A 22,762-nucleotide genomic window follows, 5' to 3' on the forward strand; every position below is an offset into this window, starting at 1 on the left:
ATTGCGCCATGATCGTGTCTGATATCGACATGTGAATACCATGAGGTCGTATTGGAATTTTCTACGAATCTCTCAGCTATTCGACCGAACCGCGCATCAGCCGGGAAAAAGATCGAGTCGAATATGCCAACATTCAGGGCGGTAGTTCAGACAGCGTCCGCCGGCGGGTGGCTGACTATTACGATGGGGGCTTTTGGACAGGGGCTATGCAATGGATCTGAAGTTCAGTCATGTAGATGTACTGGTCAATAATCTCGAGGAAGCCTGTGCTTACTATGCACACATACTAAACGCCAGGATTTCTAAAACGCTTGTCTGGGAGCGGGGCGGTCTGCATGTTCGCTACGCGATAGCACTGATAGGTCAAGAACGTTTCATGCTGGTGCAACCGTTGGCAGGCAATCTGAAAGAGCTTTTGGATTCCTCGGGTGAAGGCATGATTTACCGCCACTGCTACTCAACGAAAGATATCGAAAAAGCCTATGACGAGCTGATGGACGCGGGTGTTCAGCCTCAAGACGAAAATGGAGCGCCATTGGCTCGCGCGAATCTGCAATCCCCGGCCGGCGCACGCATTATCTGGCTACCAAAGCGCTTCGGGCATTTCTCTATCGAGATACTCGAAGAAAAGGCGCTGGAAGCGTTTATCGAGACTGCGTTTATCTGAAAAACAGCGGCCACTCCTGGATTAAGTGACTTGGCAATGGCAGCGAGCGGCGCAGTGCCCACGCCGGCTTTTATTCGATTGCAGCCCTTCGCTAAAAAGCAACAACTGGGATAGGTCGGCCAAAAGCAGCCGTTAGGGAAAGACGGATCTACAAAGCAGGCACTGTCTGCCATCGGATCAAGTTCGCTTGAGTTGGAACGCAATCTTAATCGCGGCTTCAGCCTGGCCAGCGAGCAAAGCTATTTGCGGGGGGATGAGAACCTCGCCCCAAGACAAGTTTGTCGCGACGGACACAATCAAATGCAGATCGTAATGGCGCCCGTTCAACTCGGTTTTGACCCAAGCAAGAGTGCTACCTAGAGTGTCAACTGTTACTGGGATAGAGATAAACCTGCTTTGGTCCGTCGGTCGCACACCGCCGCGACGACATTCAAAGTGAACAGCCATCCGTTCATAGGTTTGAGCGTCAATGCCATGCACGACGACGAAATAGTTTGAGCAATCATATTGGTCCACCGTAGTAATCATAAATTTACAGTCCATTGCAGAGACCAATCTGCGTTGATATCTAAGCAGCTAAAGTTTTCTTGGGGCCGGTTTCTGCCATTATCCATTATTGACTGACTGCCTTGGGTCCGTAATCAGTCGACCGGTTGAATCCGCAGCCGATAGCTGCCACCCACAAACAACTGTCATAGGCCAAAAAGCAGCCCGCCAGCAGCCAATAAATCCGCTGTCAGCGTTACTCACCAAGCCACCATTCAAGTACCGGCAGTTGCCGGGGCTCGCCACACACCGGGCGCGATGCATTGCGCACATGCCGGGCCCCGAGCCGCTCGTAGAAGGCTTGGGCCGACGGATCGGACTCTACCGACAAGGTGGACACGCCCAGGCCGCGTGCCACAGCCAGTGCATGCTCCACCAAGCGTCGTCCGTGGCCTCCTTTCATGGCCGACGGGTCGACCCAGCAATGCTCCAGTTGCCAGCCATCCTCGTCGCGCTCCAACCCACAGAATCCCAGTAGCGCGCCATCCGCCGTGACCAGCACCGCGTAATGGCCGGTCAGTTGTGCCGGGGTTAACGTCAGCGCCGGTTCCCAAGCCTCCATCCAGGCTTCGGGATAACCCCAATGGGCCTTGCTGCGCCGGGCCAGGGCACTCAGCGCCGGTGCATCCGCGCCATGGCATGGCTGCAGGATCGGCGTGTCATCCGCCAACAACGCTCGCGCCGCCGGGTCAGTGGCCAGCAGGCTGTACTGGTGCAAGCTGAGGAAGCGCTCGTCCTTGTACTCCAACTCCCGCAGGGTTCCCTCAAACACGAAACCGAGCCGCTCCAGCAGGCGGGCGCTGGCGGGGTTTTCCGGCTCGACGTCGGCGTGAATGCGGTGCACGCCGAGGTTGCACAAGGCGAAGCGCAGAAGGGTGGGCAGGCAAGCCTGCATCAGACCTCGCCCCCAGTAGTCCGGCATCAGCCAGTAGCCGATATCCAGGCTGCGATCGGCTTGAGACCAATCATTGAAGCCACAGGCGCCCACCCATTCATCGCGCCCCGGCAGTGCGATGCCCCACCAGATACCCCGGCGTTCTTCCAGCAATGCGTCGTACCAGCGCATCTGTTCGTCCGTCGCTTCGAGGCTGTTGTAAGACACGCCGTAGTGGGCAATCACCTGCGGGTGAGACAGCCCGGTGAAAATCGCATCGACATCACGACGATGAATTCGCCGCAACGTGCAGTGTGGCAGGAAGAACTCGGGAAAATCAGCAATAAGGGCCATCAAATTCACTGCGCCAGGTGAGTGCAGTAATACTCGCAGCAAAGGGGCCTGGCGCACAGATACAGTCAGGGAAGGGCTGGGCGTAACAGACAGACACTCATGCCGAACTGCTGGAGAGGAACGGCGTTTATACGCGGCTGCGTGCGCATCAGGTCGGAGCTTTTGGGTCTACAGTGTTGTGTATCGGGCACTGGAAGCAATTGAAATGAACCTGTCACCTTCGCTCTCACCGCCAAGGTATGTCAGTCTGCTGGGCTATGGCGGTTTGCTACCGTTTATTGGCCTTGTGCTACTCATCCTCACATCTTTGGAATATCGAACGTTTTGGGCGGTAGCGCTGGTCAACTATGGCGCTGTCATCCTCAGCTTCATCGGCGTCTTGCACTGGGGGTTCGCCATGTCAGTGCAAAACATGAGTGATGAATTGCGCCGCGACCGTCTTATATGGAGTGTCATGCCGGCACTTGTCGCTTGGCTCAGCACGTTACTGCCGGTGCCAGTGGGTTGCTTGCTGTTGATCATCGGATTTGTCGTGCACTTCTGGCAAGACCGGCAGTTGGTTCGGGTTGTGAGCCTGCAAGCCTGGTACCTGCCAATGCGATTGCGCCTGACGGCCGTGGCGTGTGTCTGCCTGCTGACTGGCGCAGTTGCTGTAGTCATTCATTCGTGAAACCGCGCCTGCCCGAATCGTCTGCAGTGAGAGTGTCTTAACAAGATCATGGATGAGCAACTTGCCGCCTCCCGACGGCAAGTTGCATCAGGCCCTACAAGGTAAACGACAGCGCAGAGAAAACCATCCCGCCGCTGCCCGCCCAGCCCATGCAAAACTGCCCGGTCTCGGCTTCGCCGCGACTCATCGCATCGAAGATGCCGTAGGGGATGGACGCGGTAATGATGTTGCCGGTTTTATGCCCGACATGGTGCAGCTTGTGATCAATACCGATCAGTTGTCCAATGTGCTCCCACATCTTGGGTGAACCGGTATGAATAAATACTTTATGAACATCCGCCGCAGAGACGTTTTGCAAGTTGAAGACTTTTATCGCTTCGTTGCGACCATCTTCATGCAAGGCTGCTGCGTAGGAATTGAATTGATACTGGCCGCCGGTCGGTGAAATACGCGGAATATCTTCCTCATTACAGAACAGTTTCCAGTCCGGCAGGGAGATGGTCGACAAGTCACTCAAGTCCGGCCGGTTGATGTACGAGAACTTGAAGTTGCCGGGGGCTTCATGACTGAGAATGGTGACCGTGACAGCTTCGCCAATGGTAAAACTCGGAAACTTGTAAGCCAGTTCCGCCGACGACTGTAAAGAGAAGTTCTTGGGCATCACCGGCCCGCCAGCAGACATGCCAAATTCCATATTGACGATCGCCGCGTAGCGAATCTCGCCGGCCTGCATTTTACTGTTGATGACATCCATGGCGGTCACCCAGCCGTTACAGGCGTCCACCACATCGAAGTTTCTGCAGTTCAGGCCCAGCGCCTTGGCGATGAACGTGCTGTTGGCCGGCTCGATGAAGCCTCGCGTGACGTTCGGATAGATCAACAGATCCAGGTCGGTCTTGTCGATATTGGCTTGGGCGAGCGCGGAGTTGAATGCTGTCTCCATCAGTTCCATCGGCGTCTCGTCGGCGCCCAGCCAGTGCCGCGTGCCGCTGCCGCTTTTTTCAAGCAACTTGCTGATGGTCTTCAAGGTTTTTGGCAAGTCTTCCTGGAACGTATCTTTAGAGTGTTCCTCGACCAGGTTTATAACGTCTTGATTGCTGATAATGCGTGACGGGAGAATCCCGGACAGCCCAACTATTTTCATATGACTTCCTTGTTGAAAGTATGCATCCGTGGACAATGACTGCGGATGAGCAAACCCTTACTCATCCCTGTAAGGAGCCACTGGCGGCAATACTTTTAGCACAAAGAAAATGCGGATCAAGAAAGTTGTTGGTTATTTTCCTTAATCGAATTGAATCATGATCTGAGTCAATTTAACGCGTCATTCCTTATAAACGAGCGCATCCACCACAACCCCGAACGCTGAGGAATGTTCACGACGATTCGGGTAGTAAAGGTGGTAACCGGCAAACGGTTGGCACCAATCCTCAAGTACGCGCACCAGTGTGCTGTTGGCCAACTGGCTGATGACCATGTCTTCCGGCAGAAACGCCAGCCCGCAGCCTGCCTCCGCCGCACGCAGGATCGGCATGCTGCTGTTGAACGTCCATTGCCCCTCGACGCGCGCCTTGAGTTCGTGACCGTCTTTTTCAAAATCCCATTGCATCAGGCTGCCGTGGGTGGGCAGGCGCAGATTGATGCAGTTGTGCGCAGCCAGATCGCTCGGTGCCTGTGGGATCGGTCGGTGCTTGAAATACTCGGGAGAACCCACTACCGCGATGCGCAATGACGGGCCGATCGGCACGGCAATCATGTCCTTCGCCACCTGATCGCCCAGACGCACGCCGGCGTCATAGCGCTGTGCAACGATGTCGGAAAGGGCGTAGTCGACGGTGATTTCGACCTTGATGTCCGGGTAAGCGGGCAGCACCTTCAACAGCTTCGGCCAGAGGATATTGTTGGCGGCATGTTCGGACGCCGAGATCCGCACATTACCGGCAGGGGTGTCGCGAAATTCACTGACCGCAGCCAGTTCCAGTTCGATCTCATCGAAGCGCGGCGCCATCGACTGATACAAGCGCTGGCCGGCCTCGGTCGGCGAAACGCTGCGCGTGGTTCGCGTCAACAGGCGCACGCCCAGCCGAGTTTCAAGGGCGCGCATGGTATGGCTCAGCGCTGACTGCGAGACGCCCAGCTGTGCGGCTGCGCGGGTAAAACTGCCTTCGCGGGCGATCACCACGAAGGCTTGCAGGTCGTTGAGGTTGGCGCGGGACATTGATGAGGGCCTCTCATGAGGGACGCGGGATTATTCCATGAAAGCAGGTTGCGCATGGATGCGCGACCCTCAAGGCGCTCATCACAGGGTGCGTGCGTAAAATTCGCTCAGCTTGCCAATCGCCGCATCAACATATTGCGGCACCCAGTAGGTTTCGATGTGCGTCGCGCCATCGACAATGAACACTTCCTTGTCCGTGGTGCCGGTGGCTTTGGGGAAGGCATCCTGAGTCATGTACAGGCTGTCGGCCTTGCTGCCGGCGATCATCAGCAAGGGTTGATTGATCAGTTCAATGTGGTCGGTGGCGTCGAAACGCATCAAATCCAGCAAGCTGCTGGTGGTGTATTTGAAGGTCGAGTTGGGGTGTGCGTGGGTTTTCCAGTAGTACTCGTAGCCCTGGCGATACAGTTCGAAGGGCAGTTTGGCTATCTGCTCATCGGTGAGGTTGGCATCGCCCGAATACAGCACTGCACCGCCGGCCGCTTCCTGCGCGCGGGCTGCTGATGCCTGTTGCAAACGTTGCTGGATGCTGTCGATTTGCGAGTCGTTGTAGCCGTTGCGGCGTACCCGGCCCGAGTTGAACATGCTTACGGTCGCCAGCGATTTGAAGCGTTTATCGGTTTGCGCCGCCGCCAACGAATAGCCGCCACCGCCGCAGATGCCAAGCAGGCCCAGACGCTTGTCATCGACACCGGCAAACTGGCTGATGAAGTCGGCCATGCCGTGGATGTCTTCGATGCGATACGCCGGTTTATCGATGCTGCGCGGCTGACCACCGCTGGCGCCCTGATAGGCCGCATCGGCCGTGATGGTGATGTAGCCCTGTTCCGCCAGACGCTGGGCATACAGACCGGCAACCTGTTCTTTCACGCCGCCATTGGGGTGTGCAACGACCACGGTCGGGTAAGTCTTTTTCGCGTCGTAGTTGGCCGGGGTGTACACGTTGGCGGCGATGTCCAGACCATTGAGCGTGTACTTGACCGGGTGGATATTGACCTTGCCCGGTTCGTTCTTGCTGATTGCGCCGTCGTAGGCGAGGGTGAAAGGGTTCTTTTTGTAGTCGGCGGCCAAGGCCTCGCCCGCCGAGAGGCCGACCAATGCCGACATGAGCGTGGCTTTGAGAGTGTTCTTCACGTGAAGCTCCTGAGCAATCAATTAGGGCGGCAGTTGCAAAAGTGTTGGGGTCAGTCCAGCTGTTTTTCTTTGAGGAATTGCGCGACCAGGTCAGCGATCTGCACGTTGTTCAGATCCGACATGGGGAAGTGGGTGTTGCCGTGAATGCCAATCTCCGGCAGGTGGATCAGTCGCACATCACCGCCATGTCGATTGACCGCGTCACGCCAGAGCCGGGCCATCTTCAAGCGTGCGCGCCAACTGTCCTGAGCAGGCAGGTCGACGGCCTGTTCCGGGATGTTGTCGCCGTAGAGGATCAGAATCGGAATGCGCGTCAGCGCCATGAATTGCTCCATGGGCACCGCTGCGCCTTGCACCGTGTCGAACGCGCTGGGAATCGGCGCCGGCACTTCACCGTCAGCAAACACGAAACTGCTGCCCGGTTCGAATGCCACGATGGCTTTGACCTTGTCGTTCTTGATCGCCGTCAACCAGCCCGGCCCGCCACCTTGCGAATGGGTGAACAAAATCCCCGGGCCGATTTTGTCGAACAGCGCCGACACGCCATCGGAGACCACGCCCATGTCGAACGGCCCGGTGTTTGGTGTCATCGCCCGGAAAAACTGCTCGCGGGTTTGTGCGTCCTGTGCCACTTGCACGCCATTGAAGTAGTTGGGCCACAGGCCGATGCGGAACTGGTTGAACCACAGTTGTTCGTCAGGCACAGGCTTGAGTGTGGTCTCGACCATGCTGCGTCCGGCATCGCCACGCCGAGGCTGATCGATCAGATAGACGCCGTAGTGACGGCGCAGAAAGATGTTCTGAAACCCCTCGCGGCCATCGGCAGTGGTTTCCCAGGTCTTGGAAAATTGCCCCGCGCCGTGCCACATGACGATGGGCAGTTTTCGCGCATCGACCGGGATCTGATAGAACGCGTAGGCGTGGTCACCGTGGTAAGTCTGGCCGTTGGGCGCCATCGGTTGGCGCGGGTTGAAAGTGCCCGGTGCCGTGATCATCGTTCCGCCAGCGGCGAAGCTGCCTTGCTTCTGGATCAGCAGCGGGCCTTCGGAAGGGTTTGCGCAGGCCGCCAACAGGCTCAACAGTGAGAGGCACACCAAATGTTTTGCAGCTTTCATGTCATGCCCCCGAAGCTGCGAGGGCTTGGGTCAGCGCGCTGTCGGCACGTTCAGCCGTCTGCGCATCGCCGTGTTTTTTCAGCAGCTCGGTAACCTGGCGCAACTGTGCCGCGCTGAGACCGACGCGCAGGCTCGCCGCCATGTGCGAGCGCAGCTGCGATTCCACCCCAGGCGTGGCTGCCAGCGCCCCGACAGTCGCCAGTTCGCGGCTTTGCCAGTCGAGGTTGTCGCGCTCGAAGATGTCGCCGAACAAGTGCGTTTGCAGGAACCGGTTGATCACCGGAGCGAACTCGAACACCGGGCCTTTGACCGGGCCGCCGGAGATTCTGGTTTGATTCGCGGTGCCGGCGGCCAGCAGTTCGTCACCGGTCGGGATAGCGCGTCCCGGCTCGCGTCCCGGCGCATCATCGATGCCGCGCTGTTTGCGCGCCTGCACCACCGTCATCAGTTCGTTCAAGGCGTTGAGGCTGCGCGGGAAGCCCACATACGCGTAGAGCTGCACCAGAACTTCGCGGGTTTCGCTGATGGTCAAGCCGGCATCGAGTCCCTGGTTGAGCGCCGCGTTGAGGTGAGGCATGTCGCTGGTCGCCATGAAAGCCGCGATCAGTGGAATCGCTTGTTGTTGGCTCGACAATGTCGTTGCGCTGGCGGGTGTCTTGGTCATGGTTTGCGCTGCCTCGGCTGCTTGAGTGGTAACGCTGAAGATCGCCGCAACCCCCAGACAAAGCGCCATGAGTGCGGGGAGGGCGGTGCACTTGCGTGCGTCAGTGGTCATCATGAAAGGCTCCATCCATTGCAGGTCACTGCGGTGTTGCTGGATCGTACGGAGGATGGTGGTGGCGATTAACCCCGAAAAGGCGCATGGACTCCTGAGCAAAACTCATGAGTCAACGTTGCCATCACCGCTGGAGTCCTGACTCGGCCCCGCTGTTACGGGGCCCGGAGGTCAGATGATGGTTGGCTGGAAGAGTACCGAGTGAACAACTTCGACACATTCTGTAACTTCATTGGCCGGCGTATTGCGCCTCCGAGACCTGTTCCGCCCAGGTGACGGTCTGGCCGTCTTCGGCTTCAGCGATGGCGATGTGGGTCATGCCACTGTTGGCCGTGGCGCCGTGCCAGTGCCGGGTGTTCGGCGGAATCCAGACAGTGTCGCCCGGACGGATTTCCTGACGCGGGCCACCCTCTTGCTGCACATAGCCAACGCCAGCGGTGACGATCAGTGTTTGCCCCAGCGGATGGGTGTGCCACGCCGTGCGTGCGCCAGGTTCGAAGGTCACCGTGCCGCCGGCGATGCGCGCAGGTGCGTCACCTTTGAACAGGCCATCAACGCGCACCGCGCCGGTAAAGTTTTGCGCCGCGCCCTTGATCGAGGGCTGGGAACCGTTCGGGGTAATGCGGATTTCACTGGCAGCCTGGGCTTCTGCGGTCATGAGTGAGAAAGCCACGAGTGGCGCGATCAATCGGTTCATCGGATCAACTCCGGTCAGGCAATGGAAGCGGCGCCGCACGCAGCGCCGCGTTGGGCAGACTCAAAGTCCGGTCATTTTCAGTGCCGACTCCGGCAGGCGTTCACCGTGCACCTGAATTTGCGCCATCTGCTCTTTGATCACGCGCAGATCATCTGCGCTCAATGGCAACTCGACCGCGCCCAGGTTTTCTTCCAGGCGATGCGGTTTCGTCGTACCCGGGATCGGCACAATCCACGGTTTCTGTGCGAGCAACCAGGCCAGGGCCACTTGTGCCGGCGTGGCGTGTTTGCGTTGCGCGACGGCTTTCACCACATCGACCAGCGCCAGATTGGCCCTGCGCGCTTCAGGGGAAAAGCGCGGGACGACATTGCGGAAATCGCTTGCGTCGAACTGCGTGTGCTCGTCGATCTGACCGGTGAGGAAACCGGCGCCCAGCGGGCTGAACGGAACGAAGCCGATCCCCAATTCTTCCAGCACCGACAGCAGTTCCAGCTCCGGGCCGCGCCAGAACAGCGAATATTCGCTCTGTACCGCCGTGACCGGTTGCACCGCGTGAGCCCGGCGTATGGTCTCAACACCCGCCTCAGACAGGCCAAAATGCTTGACCTTGCCCTCGGCGATCAGCTCCTTGACCGTGCCGGCGACGTCTTCGATGGGCACCTGCGGATCAACGCGGTGCTGATAAAACAGGTCGATGCAATCGGTGCGCAGACGCTTCAACGAGGCCTCGGCCACGGCGCGGATATGCGCTGGACGGCTGTTGGTGCCGCCGCCGCGTGCGCCGGTGATCAGGTCGATATCGAAGCCGAATTTGGTAGCAATGACGACTTGCTCGCGGATCGGCTGCAAGGCCTCGCCCAGCAGTTCTTCATTGGCGAACGGGCCATACGCCTCAGCGGTGTCGAACAAGGTGACGCCTTGCTCGTGGGCCGAACGAATCAGCTTGATCATGCTGGTTTTGTCGGCAGCCGGCCCGTAGGCCGACGTCATGCTCATGCAACCAAGGCCCAGTGCGGACACTTTCAGGCCATTGCCCAACGTGCGGATTTTCATGATGTCACTCCGTACAGAATTCGATTAACGCGTGAGGGGGTGATCGCTCAGCCAGCCATTCACGCGCTCCATGGTCTTGCGCTCTTGCTCACCCTCCATCACAAAACCTTCCAGAACCTTAGTCTTCGGCGCGTGCTTGACGAGCACGCTGCGACTGTTGCCCAAGCCATAACCGCCGTGGGTGTTGAAGGGGATGAGGGTCTTGCCGGTCAGGTCGTGGGCGCTGAGGAAGGTGCGCACGATCGGCGGTGCGGTTTCACCCCAGATCGGAAAGCCGAGATAAATCGTGTCGTAGTCGCTGAGGGCGTGAACCTTGTTTTGCAGTTCGGGTTCGTAGCCGCTGTCACGTTCCTGACGCGCCTGCTCGACGGTTTGCAGATAGTCCTCGGGGTAGGCGTGGGCCGGGCGAATCTCGAACAGATCGGCACCCAGCCCACGCTGGATCAGCCCGGCAACCACGCGGGTATTGCCCGAGCGCGAAAAGTACGCGACCAGAATCCGCGAGCCTGAGCGCGGTGTTTCACTGGCGCCTTGCGTGTCGGCGAGCGACAGCAGCGGAGCGCTGGCCAGTGCGGCGATCACGGTGCGCCGCAGCGGATCGTGATCGTTGCTCATCGACCGACACGCGCTTTAAGGGCCTCGGGATAGCGCTCGCCTTCGATGCGGATCTGCGCCAGCGCAACATCAATCGCCTTCAGCTCGGCGGCATCGAGCGTGATGTCCGCGCCGCCGAGGTTTTCTTCCAGACGATGCAGTTTGGTCGTGCCCGGAATCGGTACGATCCACGGTGCCTGCGCCAGCAGCCAGGCCAAAGCGATCTGCGCCGGCGTGGCGTGTTTCTGCGCGGCGATCTGGCGAATCAATACCACCAGCCCCTGATTGGCTTGCAGCGCCGCTTGGCTGAAGCGCGGCACGATGCTGCGAAAATCGTCGCTGCCGTAAGTGGCCTCCGCCGACACCGTGCCGGTGAGAAAGCCCTTGCCCAAAGGGCTGAATGGCACGAAGCCGATGCCCAACTCCCAAAGCGTCGGCAGGATTTCCTGTTCGGGCTCGCGCCACCACAGCGAGTATTCGCTTTGCAGCGCCGTGAGCGGCTGCACCGCGTGCGCACGGCGAATGGTCTGTGCACCGGCCTCCGACAGGCCGAAATGCTTGACCTTGCCTTCGCTGATGAGGTCTTTCACCGTCCCGGCGACGTCTTCGATCGGCACGTCCGGATCGACGCGGTGTTGGTAAAGCAAATCGATGTAGTCGGTTTTCAGTCGGCGCAGCGAACCTTCGACGGCGACTCGAATACGTTCGGGCCGGCTGTCCAGAGTCTGCTTTGTGTTGTCGGCACCGACGGCGAAGCCGAATTTGGTGGCGATCACGACCTGGGCACGAACCGGGGACAGCGCCTCGCCGACGACTTGCTCATTGAGATAAGGGCCGTAGAACTCGGCGGTATCGAAGAAGGTGACGCCTAGGTCAACGGCCGTGCGAATCAGCGAGATCGCTCGCGGCGTTTCTGTCGCTGGACCGTAGCCATGGCTCAAGCCCATGCAGCCAAAGCCCAAAGCTGACACTTGCAGTGAACTGTTTCCGAGTGTGCGCTTGTTCATGTCGATCTCCCGTCAGACGTTGGGAGCACAGTAAGCGAGCTGATTTAAGGGCACTAGAGGGGTAAATCGGCAAGGGTTTATGAGGCTCACTCATCAGTCACTCGATGTGTCGACCGCGCTCTGCCGGTATCAGTATGTGAGCAACGGTCTCCCTGAAGGGATATACACCGTCAATAGCCAATTTCTGTCACATCGTTGCGTAAAAGCCTCAAGATGGCCCTAACATCCACGATAAATAGGGAACTATTAACGTCCACAAATAGACTGAGCTGCTGTTGCGACGTCGCACGAAATAATTTCTACAAAAAATGGAGCACACAATGGGCAGGGCACGCGATGAGTTTGATTTTTGGTGGGGTACGTCCGGGTCGTGGGTGGAACCGCCGAATGTGCGCCGCAGCGGCACCAGCGGTGTCCAGCTGATTGTTCAAGGTGACAAGACGTTTTTTGTAAAGCGTCAGACCGGCCATTTGTTCCGCAGTCTGCGTTACCCCACTGGCCGACCCACCGCATTGCGTGAAGGCGTTGCCCTTTCAAGACTCGAGCAACTGGGCGTGAATGCACCAAGGCCGGTATTTTATGGCGCGAGAAAAGTTGACGGTCTATGGCAGGGTGTTCTGGTTACCGAAGACCTGGGCGGCTTCATCGATCTGGATACCTGGTATGGCCAGGGCGCTGCAAGCCTGTTGACCACAACGCAACATCTGCGACTGCTTGAACGTTTAGCGCAAATGCTGGCGCGGCTGCACTCGGGCAAATGGCAGCACGGTTGCATGCGTTCCAAACACATCTTTATCAAGGCCTCGATTACCGACGCTGACTTCGATTTCGAACTGGCGCTGCTTGACCTGGAGAAGTCTCGCGGTCGTGCTACGGCAATGGGCGCGGCGCGTCACGACATTCCTCAACTCAGACGGCATTCTTTCTGGGATGAGTCGCAGTGGCGGCATTTCCTTTCCTGCTACGAGCAAGCCCTTGGCAGAACCCTGTAAGACGGTAGTGCGGCAGTGACTCCAGCTCAATCTGCGTCTGACAACAGCACCAGCGAACGCCGTCCGGGTTGGTAATGCTCACGCTCAGGCGTGGGTTGGCGGGCGACCGCAACAGTCGCCCGCTGACTGCTCAGATTTGCGCCTGGCCGCCGTCAACAAACAGCTCGATACCGTTGACGAAACTGGCGTCATCCGAGGCCAGGAACAACGCGGCGCTGGCAATTTCATCAGCCTCACCGACACGCCCCATGGGGATCAGCGACGCCAGGTAGTCGAGCAAGCCCTGCTGTTGAGCGGCATCAGGGCCGGCCAAATCAACCAGGCCGGGCGTGCGGGTGGCGCCGGGGCTGATGGTGTTGATGCGCACCTGGCGGTCTTTCAAATCCAGAATCCAGTTGCGGGCAAATGAGCGCACGGCGGCCTTGGACGCGGCGTACACACTGAAGGCGGCGGTGCCCGAGCTGCCCGCCGTAGAGCCGGTGAGAATCACCGAGGCTTTTGGGGCCAGCAGCGGCAGCGCCTTTTGCACAGTGAACAGCACGCCTTTTACGTTGCGATTGAAGGTATCGTCGTACTGCTGCTCCGTGATGTCACCCAGTGGCAGCATGGATCCACCGCCGGCATTGGCGAACAGCACATCGATCCGACCGTGGGTCGCGCCAATCTGGCGATACAACGCGTCCAGCTGATCAAGGTTGGTGGAATCCACCTGCACGCCGGTGGCGTTGCCGACCGCGGTAACAGCGGCGTCCAGTTCGGCTTGGCGACGGCCGGTGATATAGACATGAGCGCCTTCTTGAGCGAAGCGTTTGGCGGTGGCCAGACCGATGCCCGTAGTGCCGCCGGTGACCAATGCAATTTTGCCTTCGAGTTTGTTAGTCATGGTGTTTCTCCCGTATTTCGATTGAGTGAGTTGCGGTGTGGGAGAAGCTTATCGACGAAGAAAAGCTTTCAAAATAGAATTGTCTGAAACCTATCGTTGCAGAAATGAAATGAGCAGACTTCCGGATTTCGAAGGGTTGGCAATGTTTGCCAAGGTGGCCGAAGAGGGCTCGTTCGCCGGCGCGGCGCGCGTCATGAGCGTGTCGGTGCCAACGGTATCGCGGGCGGTCGCGCGGTTGGAGGCGCGCCTGGGTGGGCGCTTGTTCAACCGTACGTCGCGGCAACTGGCACTTACTGAATTCGGCGCGAGCTTGGCGGCCAAGGCGGGTGAGATTTATCGGCAGGCTGAAGAGGTGGAAAGCGAGGCTCAGGATTTGTCGGTCCAGCCCCGCGGCCAAGTACGATTGGCGATACCCATGTCGTTTGGCTTGCGTTGGGTGGCACCGCTGATGCCGCAGTTGCTGCGCCAGTATCCCGAGCTGTCGATTGATCTGCACCTTTCAGATGCCTCGGTAGACCTGATCGCCGAGGGCTTCGATGCCGCTTTGCGCATCGCCGTATTGCCGGATTCCTCGCTGGTTGCACGGCGCCTGTGTGCCGTCACTCAATACCTGGTCGCTTCACCGGCTTATCTGGATGCTCATGGCCATCCTGGCCACCCCCGCGAACTCGCGTCCCGCACGTGCCTGAGTTATGCCTACCGGGCCCGCAGCCAAGTGTGGCGGTTCACCCATCAAGACGGCAGCGAAGAAGACGTGGTGCCCAGCGGCCCGCTGAGAGTGACCAACTCGGATGCGTTATTGCCGGTGTTGCTTGAGGGCTTGGCTATCGCCGAACTGCCGGAGTTTATTGCCAGCGAGTACCTGAAAGACGGGCGCTTGGTGGTGGTGCTACCGCAATGGAGCATGGCCCGTGGCGGCCTGTATTTCGTCACCCCCTCGGCGCGTACACGGCCGGTAAAAATCAAAGCGCTGTCGGACTTTTTTGCCGAACATTTAAGCCAGCCCGAATGGCGATGGCCGTCATGAAAAATGCCGTGCAATGACTTCAGCATCAGCTCGAGGCCACCCATTCGCCGCCGGTCAGTCGTTCACGCAGGGTGGCGCACCCGGCTGGCATCTCTTGATGGCGGACACCCGAACTGACGACTGTACTCCCGGCTGAATTGCGAGGGGCTTTCGTAGCCCACCCGATAACAGGCACTCGCCACATCCAGTCCTTCGCCGAGCAGCAGACGGCGGGCTTCCTGCAGGCGCAGTTGTTTCTGATACTGCAGCGGACTCATGGCCGTCACTGCCTTGAAGCGATGATGCAAGGTGGAGTTGCCCAGATTGGCGACCCGGGCGAGTTCTTCAATGCGCAAAGGTTGGGTGTAGTGGTTGTTCAACCAATCGATTGCCCGTGTTACCCGACGCGTTTGCGAGTCACCGAGGGCAAGCTCATACAGACGACGTCCGTGTACGCCCCGCAGCAGGCGGTAATACAGCTCCCTCAACGCCAGAGGTGCGAGCATGCCGATGTCTTTCGGTGTTTCCAGCAGCCGGACCAGCCGCAGCATGGTTTCCAGCAGGGGCACATCGACCTTTTCCAGGAACAGGCCAAGCTCCGGCTCGTCCGGGACGCCCGTCGGAGGGGCATCGGCGATGACCTGCGCAATTTCCGTGGCCTCGAAATCAAAGCGGATACACAGGTAGGGCGCCTCCGGACTGGCCATCAGCACACGCCCGGACACTGGAAGCGTCACCGATACCACCAGGTAACTCAGCGGATCGTACAGGTAATGGTCGTCACCCAGGCCGATTTCCTTTTGTCCTTGCACGATCAGGCACAGTGCCGGCTTGTGCACGGTATGGATAAGCTCTGAGGAGGCGTCGAAACGGATGACATGCAAGGGCGCTATCGCGGTTTCATAGACTCCGGGCGTGGAAAAGCGCTGTGTCAGCAGGCGAACCAGTTCGTCACGGTAAATGGCTGTGTTTTGCAGAATGAAAGCGTCGCTCTGTTCCATTTCAAGGCTCTCACAAGTATTCATGAGCGTTTGCCCGGAACTGTCCAGGCGAACGACATTCATCCGACATCATCAAAGTGCTCATTGCCGATAGAGGATCATGCCGGCGTGATAGAGCACGTCGTCATGAAAATGCCCGTCAGCGGTGAAGCCGGTGTCGTCCCAGTACTGGATGTAATCACCGACCAGTTCGTAGCGGCCCTGATAGGCGCTCTTATTTTTACCACGGGCCTCGTCGTAACGCCCAGTCGTCAGAAGCTCGTGACGGATGAATCCGTCAGCGGTGACCCACATGCCCGCGTAACGATGATCCTGAGTGGTTTTCCCGGCATTTTTCATCAGCTCTTCTCCGCGATTGTCCGGCTTAGCAGATACGACCCAAAGCCGTGTGATCAGAGCCGTCTTCGGCCACGCGAAACCCCGGTGTGCGGTCACTGCCGCCTTCACTTACGCGCATGCCGGGAGTGCGGTCCGAACCATCCTCGGCAACCCTGAAGCCGGGGGTGCGGTCACTGCCGCCTTCTCTTACGCGCATGCCGGGGGTGCGGTCCGAACCATCTTCGGCGACCCTGAAGCCGGGAGTGCGGTCACTGCCGCCTTCGCTCACCCGCAGGTTGGGAGTTCGATCAGCACCATCAGCGGCCAGGTTAAGACCGGTGGAGGAAACGTTCATCGCGCAGGCCAGCATCGCGCTGATCACCAGAGAAAGGGAAAGCCGTTTTGCGTTTTTCATTGTTCAGTCCTCATTGACGTTGTTCATCTGAGTGGCCTGCCGTGGCCTGTGTCTGCGTCCGTTGCGTGCTTTCAGATTACGTAGCCGCGCCGGGCGGTGTTAGGACGAAACTGCCGCAGATTTGCCTGATCCTCTCGGGCTTGTCGGGCATGTCGTGCGGCGCCTTGTGCTGCGGCTCAGCCGGCCGTGACAGTCATGCCACCGTCGGCCATGACCACCGAACCGACCATGAAACTGGCGCGATCCGAGGCGATGAAGGCGACCACTTCGGCGATCTCTTCCGGCTGGGCGGCGCGACCGATCGGTGCGGCCTCGCCATGTTGGGCGAGAAACGCAGGGCCATCGCCGACCACATTGTTGAGGATGTTGGTCACCACATCGCCGACGCCAACGGCGTTGACGCGGATGCCGTGGCCAATGACCTCAAGCGCCAGGGTGCGCGTCAGTTGCGCGAGCGCGCCTTTGGAAGCGGTGTAGGCGGCGATGGTAGGGAAGGCGAAATAGGAGGCGTAGGACGCGATGTTGACGATCGATCCGGATTTGTTGGGCATCATCGCTTTGACGGCCTCCCGGCTATGCAAAAATGCCGCGGTGGCATTCACCGCCTGAATCCGTTCCCAGTCTTCGCGGGTCATGTCGATGACCAATTTGTTGATGATGATGCCGGCGTTATTGACCAGAATGTCCAGCCGGCCGAATTGCTCGACGGCCAGGGCGACTGCGCGCTCGGCGGTACCGTCCTGCGAGATGTCAGCCACCAGTGGCACCAGACCTGGGCGGGCCAGCGCTTCCACCTCAGGGTTTATATCTTCGGCAATGACCTGAGCGCCGCGGGCATGCAGCAGCAGTGCGATGGCCTTGCCGATGCCACTGGCCGCGCCAGTGACCAGCGCGACTTTACCGGCCACTTCGTTTGGGGTGCTGTTCTTGATATCAGTCATGATGTTCTCCAGCGTTTTGATCAAGTAGGGATAAGCCGTGTTGGCGCTTGCAAGGCGCTGTCATCGGCGACGGGTCTACTGTCTCGCAGCGGGCGGAGGTCGGCGTTCGTGAGATTGCCCAGACTGTCGGGGTTTTGCGCCGAATGTCAGTGAGGGCGGTTCAGTGCTCGATTCAACCCACGGGAAAAGCCCGATATCATCGAGCCGGTCTACGTGACGCGGAGCACGGGCAAGCCCATCCGACCTGCCTGGCTTTGCACCGCTGAATCCGCAAAGGACGATTTCATGGCCAATACCGGACGCACCTCCCTGGAACCGATGTCGACGTCATCTCGTGACCTGCGCATCACCGGCGAGTCAATGGCTGACTACCTGCCAGGCGAGCCGCAGGCGTTACCATCACGCCTGGAAATCAAGGACATTGTCATTGCGCTGTTTACCCATCGCAGCGTCAGTGAGCCCATTCTTGTGCCTGCAGTGGTGGAACCGCTGCTCGTTCTGGTTCTGGCGGGGGCGGCGAGGGTGGAGGAGCGCGCACTGGGTGGAGAGTGGGAAGCTGCGGAGGTCAGTGCCGGCGATTTTTTCCTCACCAGCTCCGATGAGCCCTATGAAATGCGTTGGCAGACGCATGAAGGCGATACCTTCGAAGTCATGCACCTTTATCTGGGACTGCCGTTGTTCGAGCAGGCGTCTCGGGAACTGTCAGGTGAGCACGCCGAGCCTGTGCGTTTGCGCGATGTTTCAGGGGCGCGTGACGAGCGCGTCGCTTTTGTCATGGAGCAGTTGCGTACCGAACTGGTCACTGAACGCTCGCCAAGTGCCCTTTTTTCCCGCTCCCTGGCGCAGGCACTGGCCGTACATCTGGTGCGCAGCTATCGCGCCGAAAGTCAGCCCGGGCGCCGGGTGAACGCTCTGCAAGCCTACAAGTTGCGCAAAGTCACTGACGCCATGAGTGCGCATCTGGACGCCGATTTCAGCCTGGCAAAGCTGGCCAGTCTTGCCGAACTGAGCGAGTACCACTTCAGCCGCCTGTTCAAACGTGCGACCGGGACTTCGCCGTCGCAGTACTTCATTCGCTTGCGCATGATTCGTGCGCGGCACCTGCTGCTGGAAACCCGCCTTAGCATCATCGATATCGGACTCGAGGTCGGTTACTCAAGCCCCAGTCACTTCTCTCAGGTCTTTCGGCGTGAAGTGGGCGTAACCCCCAGCGAGTTCCGTGGCGCCTGAGCGGCGCTTCATTACAAATGTGCGGCGATGCACACAGACACGAATAGGCAAAAGTTGCGCAGGTTTCGGCACGCGTCGAGCAGGTCTGTACCCTTAATCTTTTCGACACACCCAGCAGCAACGACCGCCCTCTGGTGGTCAGTGCTGACCTTCAATGCAGACAGCAGGAGCTACGGATATGTCGAACATTCAAAACAAAGTCGTCCTGATTACCGGTGCAAGCAGTGGCATTGGCGAAGCGGCAGCCAGGTTGATCGCCGCCAAAGGTGCGCATGTGGTCCTCGGTGCCCGCCGTACCGAGCGTCTGGACAAACTGGTCAGCGAGATCCACGCCGAGGGTGGCTCAGCCAGTGCCTGTGCACTGGACGTTACGGATCTGCAATCGATGCACGCATTCGTGGCATTCGCCAAGGCGCAACATGGCAAGGTCGATGTAATCATCAACAACGCGGGCGTGATGCCGTTGTCTCCACTGGCCTCGTTGAAGGTCGACGAATGGAACCAGATGCTGGATGTCAACGTTCGCGGCGTACTGCACGGTATTGCCGCCGTCTTGCCGGACATGCAGGCGCAAGGTTTCGGTCAGGTGATTAATATCTCATCGATTGGGGGCCTCGCGGTTTCCCCGACAGCAGCGGTGTACTGCGCGACCAAATTCGCCGTCAGGGCAATTTCGGATGGTCTGCGCCAGGAAACGGACAAAATCCGCGTCACTGTGGTGTGCCCGGGGGTTGTTGAATCCGAGTTGGCGGACACGATTTCGGATGAAGTGGCCCGCGAAGAAATGAAAGCCTTCCGGCGTGTGGCGCTCAATGCAGATGCCATTGCGCGAGCGCTCGCCTATGCCATCGAGCAGCCTGACGATGTTGATGTCAGTGAGATTGTGGTTCGTCCGACCGCCAGCCCGCACTGAGTCGTCTTGGACGCAAGGTGATTCGGAGGCAATCGTGCTCTGGTGCGTGCTCGGCACACAAGTCACGCACCAGATTCGTCTGAGTCATAACCCCTGACCGCCGCCAAGGTGCTGGGTCGAGTCAAATAATCTGAACCCCGCCCGAACGCCCACGCCTAACGATCAGCTTGTGTTCATTCGCACAGGCCCGGTGCCAATACCGGCACATTTCGAGAGGTGGTCAACGTGGCTAAAGACGAGAAGAAAAGCAAAAAAGACGACGCTTCGAAAGCCAGCAAGGACTTGAAAGACAAAAAGTCCTCGCCGGAAAAGAAATCAGCGGCAGCTTCGGCGCTTTCCAAGTCTTCCGACAAGAAAGACAAGAAGAAAGACGCCGAACCGAAAAAGTCTGCCAAGAAAGCCGATAGCAAGCCGGAAAAGGCCAAGGACGCAAAGAAGGCTGACAAGCCGGCGAAAAAGAAAAAGTAATACCTGCGACTCGCCAGGGCGTCATGCCCTGGCGTGCATGTGTTTAAACAGTCTCTTCAGCCCTGCGCGCATCCCCCAATGAATCACGCTGCATCGACTGCAGGTTTTTCTCGATGGTTTCGCACAGGGCCTCCATCTGAATCTGGTGCTCGCTGTGACGAAACGGGCTTTGCAGGTCGGTGCCGATGCGCTCGATGGCCAGCAGCATGAAGCCCACCACGGTCGAGGCGAGCGGGGTGAACCAGCCCAGCGACTCCACCAGTCCAACCGGCACAATCAGGCAGAACAGCGAAATAAACAGACGCGGGAAGTACACGTAAGGGTAGGGCAGCGGGGTATTGGCGATCCGCTCCATCCCGCCCTGGCTGTTGGACAGCTCGACCATGGTCGATTCCAGCCGCGCCAGGCGAATGCTGTCCAGACGCCCGGCCTTGTATTCCCGGGCCAGCAACGATGCGGAGCCGGTGAGGATGTCGTTGGCGAAGTTGTTGGTGGTGCCGCTGCGGGCGAACTCATCTGCCGGGATGAACGCGCGGACTTCCTCCGGGCAAGGCTGACCTTGCAGGTGCGCGGCAAGGCAATTGACGTACGCCACATGGCGGCGCAACAGCGTTGCCTTCACCGGGTTGATTTCGTTCTGCGGATCATCCAGCAGCGTCAGCACCTGTCGGGCGAAGCTGCGCGAACTGTTGATCATCATGCCCCACAGGGTGCGCGCTTCCCACCAACGGTTGTACGCGCTGCTGTTGCGGAAACTGATCAGCACCACCAGCGCTGAACCGAGCAGCGTCAGCGGCATCAGCGGCAGGTTGATCTTGGCGTTGAGGAACAACATGAAGTCGACGGTGACGGCGATGTCCCAGAGCAACAGCCAGAACAGCGACCAGCCCACGTAGCCCATGGTTTTGATGATCAAGCGGTATTTTTTGACGATGGTGGCTTTCAAACGGAAACCTCGTGGCGAGCGGTCAACAATTACGTCTTAGCTCGGACGGTGTTTTCGCCATAAAGGTTCGATGGCTGGCCGCATCCGTCAAACGAGGGCAACGCAGGTCACGCTGACAGGCCTTATGCCAGGGCGCGCCTGCGACGCTTTCGAGCAGAGTCGGAGGATGTCTGACTACCGCTAGCCGGTGACGCACCCTTGTGGTGTTTTTCCGGCGAAGCTGTCGAGCAGACTCGCCACGACCATTTCGCCCATTCGTGTGCGCGTCTGCAGCGTTGCGCTGGCGCGATGGGGCTGCAACACCGCCTGTTCGTTGGCGAACAGCGCCTCAGGCACATTCGGTTCGTCGACAAACACATCCAGCGCCGCACCGGCAATCTCGCCGGCCTTGAGGGCTGCCACCAGATCCTCTTCGTTGACCAGCTTGCCCCGCGCCACGTTGATCAGGTACCCATCTTTGCCCAGCGCCTGCAGCACCTGTGCATCGATAATCGCCTCGGCTTTATCGGCGGCGGCTGCCAGTATCAAGGCATCGCTGTCGCGGGCCAGTTGCTTGAGGTCAGCCACGAAGGTGTGGCTGACATCGTTCATCGGTTGCAGATCGGTGTAACTGATCGGGCAACCGAACGCAGCCGCCCGCACTGCCACAGCGCGGCCGACCCGGCCCATGCCCACAATGCCGATGCGCATGCCGGAGACCTGGCGAGCCAGTGGCAGCGGTGCCAGCGGTGTCGGGCTCTGCGGCCACTGGCCGGAGCGCACATAACGGTCGCTGGTACACAGACCGCGACACACGGCGATGAGCAAGCCGATCGCCAGATCGGCGACGTCCTCGGTCAGCGCACCGATGGTTGCGGTGACGCGGATCCCGCGATCCCGGGCGTAAGCCAGGTCTACTGCATCGGTGCCGACGCCATTGACGGCCACCACTTCCAGGTTCGGCAGTTGCGCCATCAGCGCCTGGCTGATCCCCGTATGGCCACCGGTGATCACGCCACGGATATTGGCCCCGTGCTCGTGCACATACGCCGCTTTGTCAGCCTGCTCAAAGTAACGTCTGATCGTAAACAGTTCGCTGAGACGGGCGTTGATTTCTGGAATCAGGATCGGGCTGAGCTGCAAGACTTCTGGCTTCATGTAAACCTCACTTACTCGATAAAGGGCCGGTTTAACCGCGACCGGCAAAAGGCATGGCCGTGGCCATGACTGTCATGTTCAGGACGTTGGCCGACAGTGGAAGGGCCGCGATATAGCGCACGGCATCAGCCACATGTTTGACGTCGACCATCGGCTCCACGGCGATGCTGCCGTTGGCCTGGCGCACACCTTTGGTCATGCGCACCGACATTTCGGTGAGGGCATTGCCGATATCGATCTGGCTGCAGGCGATGTTGAATTCGCGACCGTCCAGTGCCAGCGACTTCGTCAAGCCGAGCACGGCATGTTTGCTGGCGGTGTAGGCGCTGCTGAACGGGCGTGGTGTATGAGCCGAGATCGAGCCGTTATTGATGATCCGCCCGCCCTGCGGTTGCTGGCGGCGCATCAGCCCGAAGGCACCACGGGCGCAGAGGAAAACGCCGTTGAGGTTGGTGTCGATCACGTTGCGCCACTGCTCGAACGTCAGTTCATCCAGGGGGACGGCGGGGGCATTGACCCCGGCGTTGTTGAAGACCACGTCAAGGCGTCCATAGACTTCGGCGATGGTCGCAAACAGCACATCGACACTGGCCGGCTCACGCACATCGGTAGGTACCGCCAACGCCTGATGGCCTTGCAGGGCTGCCATGGCGACCAGTTCCTGCAACGGTTCCGGTCGGCGGCCGGCGAGTACCACCGTGTAACCGTCGGCCATCAGACCGAGGGCCACGCTGCGGCCGATTCCGCTACCGGCACCGGTGACCAGGGCTACTTTCAAAGCTTGAGCGCTCGACATCTTATTGTTCTC

The 22,762-nt window shown here is 59.2% G+C and carries 25 protein-coding genes; 7 read left to right on the top strand and 18 right to left on the bottom strand.

The window, feature by feature from the left end; all coding sequences use genetic code 11:
- Positions 1-211 precede the first annotated feature (211 nt).
- A complete protein-coding gene (locus tag L6D63_RS03120; protein ID WP_131670448.1) occupies positions 212-667 on the top strand; it encodes a VOC family protein in 456 nt (151 codons plus the stop codon).
- A gap of 742 nt (positions 668-1,409) precedes the next feature.
- Here the strand turns inward: L6D63_RS03120 and L6D63_RS03125 are convergent.
- Positions 1,410-2,441, bottom strand: a complete 1,032-nt coding sequence (locus L6D63_RS03125; protein WP_131670447.1) for a GNAT family N-acetyltransferase — start codon at positions 2,439-2,441, stop codon at positions 1,410-1,412.
- Positions 2,442-2,646: 205 nt separating this feature from the next.
- Here L6D63_RS03125 and L6D63_RS03130 point away from each other — a divergent pair, with 205 nt between their 5' ends.
- Entirely contained in the window at positions 2,647-3,111 is a 465-nt protein-coding gene (locus L6D63_RS03130; protein WP_131670446.1) for a DUF3429 domain-containing protein, read from the top strand.
- A gap of 94 nt (positions 3,112-3,205) precedes the next feature.
- On the opposite strand, the gene L6D63_RS03135 is transcribed toward L6D63_RS03130, so the two are convergent.
- The 9 genes from L6D63_RS03135 to L6D63_RS03175 form a co-directional block, all read right to left on the bottom strand.
- Complete coding sequence (locus tag L6D63_RS03135; RefSeq protein ID WP_236170271.1) at positions 3,206-4,255, bottom strand: 3-oxoacyl-[acyl-carrier-protein] synthase III C-terminal domain-containing protein; 1,050 nt, start codon at positions 4,253-4,255, stop codon at positions 3,206-3,208.
- Positions 4,256-4,435: 180 nt separating this feature from the next.
- Positions 4,436-5,329: a LysR family transcriptional regulator gene (locus L6D63_RS03140; protein ID WP_047294470.1), complete on the bottom strand. Its 894-nt coding sequence runs from the start codon at positions 5,327-5,329 to the stop codon at positions 4,436-4,438.
- An 81-nt stretch (positions 5,330-5,410) separates the two neighbouring features.
- On the bottom strand, positions 5,411-6,463 hold the full coding sequence (locus L6D63_RS03145; protein ID WP_047294467.1) for an alpha/beta hydrolase: 1,053 nt from the start codon (positions 6,461-6,463) through the stop codon (positions 5,411-5,413).
- Positions 6,464-6,513: 50 nt separating this feature from the next.
- Positions 6,514-7,458: an alpha/beta hydrolase gene (locus L6D63_RS03150; RefSeq protein ID WP_174376813.1), complete on the bottom strand. Its 945-nt coding sequence runs from the start codon at positions 7,456-7,458 to the stop codon at positions 6,514-6,516.
- Between the two features lie 121 nt (positions 7,459-7,579).
- The gene (locus tag L6D63_RS03155) at positions 7,580-8,356 is read right to left on the bottom strand and encodes a carboxymuconolactone decarboxylase family protein (protein ID WP_179294982.1); all 777 of its coding nucleotides are present in this window, start codon (positions 8,354-8,356) and stop codon (positions 7,580-7,582) included.
- A 226-nt stretch (positions 8,357-8,582) separates the two neighbouring features.
- Entirely contained in the window at positions 8,583-9,050 is a 468-nt protein-coding gene (locus L6D63_RS03160) for a (R)-mandelonitrile lyase (RefSeq protein WP_047294465.1), read from the bottom strand.
- A 60-nt stretch (positions 9,051-9,110) separates the two neighbouring features.
- The gene (locus L6D63_RS03165) at positions 9,111-10,103 is read right to left on the bottom strand and encodes an aldo/keto reductase (RefSeq protein WP_047294464.1); all 993 of its coding nucleotides are present in this window, start codon (positions 10,101-10,103) and stop codon (positions 9,111-9,113) included.
- Positions 10,104-10,127: 24 nt separating this feature from the next.
- Complete coding sequence (locus L6D63_RS03170; protein WP_047294463.1) at positions 10,128-10,718, bottom strand: flavodoxin; 591 nt, start codon at positions 10,716-10,718, stop codon at positions 10,128-10,130.
- Positions 10,715-11,704 (bottom strand): aldo/keto reductase, encoded by a 990-nt coding sequence (locus L6D63_RS03175; protein ID WP_131670444.1) that lies wholly within the window; start codon positions 11,702-11,704, stop codon positions 10,715-10,717. The genes L6D63_RS03170 and L6D63_RS03175 overlap by 4 nt, the downstream gene beginning before the upstream one ends.
- Positions 11,705-12,024: 320 nt before the next feature.
- On the opposite strand from L6D63_RS03175, the gene L6D63_RS03180 reads away from it, so the two are divergent.
- On the top strand, positions 12,025-12,696 hold the full coding sequence (locus L6D63_RS03180; protein WP_121185473.1) for a lipopolysaccharide kinase InaA family protein: 672 nt from the start codon (positions 12,025-12,027) through the stop codon (positions 12,694-12,696).
- Positions 12,697-12,826: 130 nt separating this feature from the next.
- Here L6D63_RS03180 and L6D63_RS03185 read toward each other — a convergent pair whose 3' ends face one another.
- Positions 12,827-13,579 (bottom strand): SDR family NAD(P)-dependent oxidoreductase, encoded by a 753-nt coding sequence (locus tag L6D63_RS03185; RefSeq protein WP_047294458.1) that lies wholly within the window; start codon positions 13,577-13,579, stop codon positions 12,827-12,829.
- Between the two features lie 109 nt (positions 13,580-13,688).
- On the opposite strand from L6D63_RS03185, the gene L6D63_RS03190 reads away from it, so the two are divergent.
- Positions 13,689-14,606 (top strand): LysR family transcriptional regulator, encoded by a 918-nt coding sequence (locus L6D63_RS03190; protein WP_131670443.1) that lies wholly within the window; start codon positions 13,689-13,691, stop codon positions 14,604-14,606.
- 62 nt (positions 14,607-14,668) lie between these two features.
- On the opposite strand, the gene L6D63_RS03195 is transcribed toward L6D63_RS03190, so the two are convergent.
- The 4 genes from L6D63_RS03195 to L6D63_RS03210 form a co-directional block, all read right to left on the bottom strand.
- Entirely contained in the window at positions 14,669-15,586 is a 918-nt protein-coding gene (locus L6D63_RS03195; RefSeq protein WP_131670526.1) for an AraC family transcriptional regulator, read from the bottom strand.
- 81 nt (positions 15,587-15,667) lie between these two features.
- Positions 15,668-15,925 carry an Atu4866 domain-containing protein gene (locus tag L6D63_RS03200; RefSeq protein WP_047294454.1) on the bottom strand — a complete coding sequence of 86 codons (258 nt, stop codon included), beginning with the start codon at positions 15,923-15,925 and terminating at the stop codon, positions 15,668-15,670.
- A 25-nt stretch (positions 15,926-15,950) separates the two neighbouring features.
- Positions 15,951-16,319 carry a hypothetical protein gene (locus L6D63_RS03205; protein ID WP_131670442.1) on the bottom strand — a complete coding sequence of 123 codons (369 nt, stop codon included), beginning with the start codon at positions 16,317-16,319 and terminating at the stop codon, positions 15,951-15,953.
- 176 nt (positions 16,320-16,495) lie between these two features.
- Positions 16,496-17,260, bottom strand: a complete 765-nt coding sequence (locus L6D63_RS03210; RefSeq protein WP_236170272.1) for an SDR family NAD(P)-dependent oxidoreductase — start codon at positions 17,258-17,260, stop codon at positions 16,496-16,498.
- 285 nt (positions 17,261-17,545) lie between these two features.
- On the opposite strand from L6D63_RS03210, the gene L6D63_RS03215 reads away from it, so the two are divergent.
- The 3 genes from L6D63_RS03215 (at position 17,546) to L6D63_RS03225 (ending at position 19,871) form a co-directional block, all read left to right on the top strand.
- Positions 17,546-18,490, top strand: coding sequence for a helix-turn-helix domain-containing protein (locus L6D63_RS03215; protein ID WP_047294449.1), 945 nt, complete (start codon positions 17,546-17,548; stop codon positions 18,488-18,490).
- Positions 18,491-18,668: 178 nt separating this feature from the next.
- On the top strand, positions 18,669-19,403 hold the full coding sequence (locus L6D63_RS03220) for an SDR family oxidoreductase (protein ID WP_131670441.1): 735 nt from the start codon (positions 18,669-18,671) through the stop codon (positions 19,401-19,403).
- Positions 19,404-19,628: 225 nt separating this feature from the next.
- Complete coding sequence (locus L6D63_RS03225) at positions 19,629-19,871, top strand: hypothetical protein (RefSeq protein ID WP_103367089.1); 243 nt, start codon at positions 19,629-19,631, stop codon at positions 19,869-19,871.
- 43 nt (positions 19,872-19,914) lie between these two features.
- Here the strand turns inward: L6D63_RS03225 and L6D63_RS03230 are convergent, their stop codons facing one another.
- The 3 genes from L6D63_RS03230 to L6D63_RS03240 form a co-directional block, all read right to left on the bottom strand.
- Entirely contained in the window at positions 19,915-20,817 is a 903-nt protein-coding gene (locus L6D63_RS03230; protein WP_131670440.1) for a bestrophin family protein, read from the bottom strand.
- Positions 20,818-20,997: 180 nt separating this feature from the next.
- Entirely contained in the window at positions 20,998-21,954 is a 957-nt protein-coding gene (locus L6D63_RS03235) for a 2-hydroxyacid dehydrogenase (RefSeq protein ID WP_131670439.1), read from the bottom strand.
- Between the two features lie 31 nt (positions 21,955-21,985).
- Positions 21,986-22,750, bottom strand: coding sequence for an SDR family oxidoreductase (locus tag L6D63_RS03240; RefSeq protein WP_131670438.1), 765 nt, complete (start codon positions 22,748-22,750; stop codon positions 21,986-21,988).
- Positions 22,751-22,762: the final 12 nt, after the last annotated feature.

The sequence above is a fragment of the Pseudomonas parakoreensis genome, assembly GCF_021602155.1.
In the GTDB taxonomy this organism is placed as follows: Bacteria; Pseudomonadota; Gammaproteobacteria; order Pseudomonadales; family Pseudomonadaceae; genus Aquipseudomonas; species Aquipseudomonas parakoreensis.